Raw genomic sequence first — 3,875 nt, forward strand, 5'->3', positions numbered from 1 at the left:
ATTCTAAAATTTTATAGTTTCTTAAAGAATAAAAAAACCGGGGTGTCTTAACGCCCCGGCACATTTTATCTATTCACATTTTGAGTATCCGCAGCTTCTGCAGGAGTAACACCCTCCTGATATTTCAAGCTCTTCACCACATTCAGGGCATTTCACTTTATTTTGATCCAAATAACCTTTTTCCCTCTCTAAATCTTCCTTGTCTCTTCTGGCTTTTCTCTCTTGAGCCTTTTCATAGTCGTTCAGCCCCATCTCTTTTTCAAACTCTTTCAAAAGATAAAGTATTGCAAGAGGACAGGTATTACCTTTTGTAAGTTCCTCTCCCTTACCTTTTGCCAGGGCAAAAGAAGGACATCCGCTTATACCTTCTATAGATCTTTCCATCATGAATAGGTTTCCACCTAGTCTCAGCATTGCAGACATATATATGGCTACTGCCTGAATATTCTTTTCGCATCCTCCCTGACCACTTCTTATCACATATATATCCTGGATGGACTTTGCACTTGGAGAATATCCAATCATGACTTTTAGTTTCCCGCATCCTATCTTAAGAGCTTTCGGATAATAGATCGTGTCCTCTTCTATAGGCTTCATCTCTCCCCTTGGAATTTCAAGCTTCTTAGGTTCACTTTTTACAGAAAGAATACCCTCTCTTGCACATCCAGCCCTGTAAATAGTCATCCCCTTCAGTCCTTGTTTCCAGGCTTCCATGTAAAGTTCTTCTACTTCTTCTATAGAAGTTTTATGTACAAGATTTATAGTGGACGAGATGCTGGCATCTATCCTCCTCTGCCACACTCCCTGCATTTTTATCCTGTCAAAGGGATTGAGATTCTGAGCTGTGACAAAATAATCAGGAAGGTCATTTTCATCCTCTATACCATTGGCCTCCATATAATCCTTTGCTATAGGGGTGAAAACCTTGTAGAACACATCTTCTCCGTGAAGACTCTCGGTTTTTCTGGTATAAAAGAATGCAAAATTGGGCTCTATTCCCGTACTGGTTCTGAGCATAGTTCCGATTGATCCAGTAGGGGCTATAGTGAGGAGCTGAGAATTTCTAAGACCGTATTTTTCTATAAGTTCTATTGTTTCATCACTTGCATTATCTTTCAGAAATGGTGAAGCCAGAACCTTATCTTTTTTGAATTTTGGAAAATGTCCGTGTTCTTTTGCCAGAAGGGCACTTGCCCTCAAAGCATTGTCCACAATTGTCTTAGAAACTTTGTCACAAAATTCAATGGATTCAGAGGAACCGTATTTGAGTTTCATATTTATAAGAAGATCTCCCAGTCCGAGTATCCCCAAGCCTATCTGTCTCCAGTCTCTTACAGAGTCCCTCTGCTCCTGAAGAGGATGCAGCGGCAGTCCTTCATCCAGAACATCGTTGAGAGCCTTTACACCGTTTTTAACCGTGTCAGCCAGCCTTTCAAAATTAAATACTCCCCCGTCTATAAAACTCGAGAGCACTATTGATCCTAACAGACAGCTACCTCCTGGGGGAAGAGGCTCTTCTGCACACGGATTAGTTCCTGCATACTCAAATTCTTCGTCTTCACTCAGAAGATTCCAGTTGGAAATGGTATCCCAAAACAACACCCCAGGTTCTGCAAAATTCCAGTTTTGTCTGGCCAGTTCTTTAAAAAGAAGCCTGGCATTTACTTTCTTTGTTATTATCTCTCCGGTGTCTCCCACAATAAACTCAGTCTTAAACATGTCACCTTTTTCTACGGCTTTCATAAATGCGTCATTTATTCTCACTGAAATATTGGCCTTCTGAATTTTATTGAGATCTGACTTCACCTTTATAAAATCTTCCACATCAGGATGATTTACATCTATTGAGAGCATAAGTGCTCCTCTTCTCCCTTTTTGACCGATTATATCCGTAGTAAGGTTATATAGATCCATAAAAGAAACGGCACCTGTAGTATGCTTTGCAGAGTTATTTACCTCAGATCCCTTTGGCCTGAGTTTTGATATATCTACTCCGCATCCTCCTCCATATGAAAAGGTTCTTGCCAGTTTTTTGGCCGTCTCAAATATAGACTCAATATTATCTTCAGGAGGTGTTATTACATAACAATTGGAATAGGTTATCTTTTTCCCGACCTTATTGAGTCCCCTATTAGAAAGTATTCTTCCTGCAAAGATAAACTCTTTCTTCCATATCATCTCTTTGACTTTCGGGTCTCCTCCGGAAACTCTGTCCAGCCACTGGACAAAATTTTCCCCGTCAAATTTATATTTTTTCTCCCATATATCTATACCCAGGGTATTATCTTCTCCCAGCCACTCTTTTAGGTTTAAAATATCCATAATACTACCATCACCCCATATTGTATTTTTTTTATTTAATCATACTATATATTGTATCCTACAAGTAATTTTACCTTAATTTTTATTTTTTTCAAGCTAAAATTTTTCATTCACTTTTGAATAAGCCATTTTGCTTCATTCTTAAAAAGAAATTATCATATAATTTTTTCAAAATCTTTTGATATTTTATTTTTTTCCTTTACTGATTGGATGTTTTATGTGTAATATATGTATAACTATTTATATTTTTTGGAGGTATCAATGCGTCAGGTTAGTTACAAAGAGGTTCTCAATGAAAAAAATTACATTCTGATTGATGTCCGTACTCCCAAAGAGTATGCTTCAGAAACAATTCCGGGGTCAGTAAATATACCGGTACTTTTGGACAACGAACGAGTTGAGGTGGGTACAGCCTACAAGCAGGTTTCCAAAGAAAAAGCAAAGGAGCTGGGTATAGAATTTATATCTAAACGTCTGCCTGAGGTTTTCAATGAAATAAATGAACTCAATAATAAATACAAGAAACTAGTCTTTTTGTGTGCCAGAGGCGGTATGAGAAGCGGCAGCATGACTGCACTTTTTTCATCTCTCGGGTATAAATGTTCAAAACTCACAGACGGATATAAAGGTTACAGAAAATTTATATCTGAGGATCTTCCCAGAGTTAACTCCGGTATAAAATACATCGTTCTTCACGGAAGGACAGGAGTCGGAAAAACAAAAGTTCTGCAGCAGTTAGATTCTAGAGGCTACAGCGTTCTTGATTTGGAAAAATATGCCGACCATAAAGGTTCCATCTTTGGTGCCATAGGAGAAGCCAGGAAACAGAGCCAAAAAAGATTTGAATCACTGATATATGAGCATCTCAGAAAGAGTGAACACAACTATGTTTTGGTAGAAAGTGAAAGTAAAAGAATAGGTGATGTATATCTACCTGATACCATATCAGATGCTATGAAAAAAGGCCTACACCTTTTTTTAGAGACTTCTCTGGAACACAGAGTGAAAATTCTCATGGAAGATTATGCCGATGCATCCCAGGAAGATATATTGAAATGTGTAAACTTCCTCAAAAAATATATCGGCAAAGAAAAAACTGAAAGTTATTCTGAACTGACAAAAAACAAAAATTACTCTCAGCTGGCTGGGGAACTGGTGATAGATTATTATGACCCCCTATATGAGAAAAGTATCAATAAGTGGGAATTTAACAAGAAAATAGACTATAAAACTATTGAAGAAGGTGTACAAGGAGTAATAGATTTTTTAGATACTACTGATTTCTTATAATTTCTTCTCCTCTGAATAGTTACCGCAATTTAATAAATATTAAAACCCCTCTTTCAAAGAATCTTTGTAGAGGGGTTTTATTTTTAGTGTCTGATTATTTCATATAAATATTTGGCTTAAATTATTGAATTTATACGAAATCTGTTACTTTTCCTTGATGAAAAGTAACCAAAAATCAAGGCCTGTGAAAAATAAGCTAAATGCCTTCGGAAATCTAAGAAAAAATCGAAACTCGCTTCGCTCAAACATCGATTTTTTCTAAA

Annotated in this window: 2 protein-coding genes; one reads left to right on the plus strand and one right to left on the minus strand. The window is 37.1% G+C overall.

Annotated features, from left to right (window positions below; all coding sequences use genetic code 11):
- Positions 1-69: 69 nt before the first annotated feature.
- Positions 70-2,322 carry an adenosylcobalamin-dependent ribonucleoside-diphosphate reductase gene (locus tag ABZA26_RS09640; protein ID WP_372714311.1) on the minus strand — a complete coding sequence of 751 codons (2,253 nt, stop codon included), beginning with the start codon at positions 2,320-2,322 and terminating at the stop codon, positions 70-72.
- 261 nt (positions 2,323-2,583) lie between these two features.
- On the opposite strand from ABZA26_RS09640, the gene mnmH reads away from it, so the two are divergent.
- Positions 2,584-3,612 (plus strand): tRNA 2-selenouridine(34) synthase MnmH, encoded by a 1,029-nt coding sequence (mnmH, locus tag ABZA26_RS09645; protein WP_372714312.1) that lies wholly within the window; start codon positions 2,584-2,586, stop codon positions 3,610-3,612.
- Positions 3,613-3,875 lie beyond the last annotated feature (263 nt).

Source organism: Ilyobacter sp., assembly GCF_041583315.1.
Lineage (GTDB): Bacteria > Fusobacteriota > Fusobacteriia > Fusobacteriales > Fusobacteriaceae > Ilyobacter.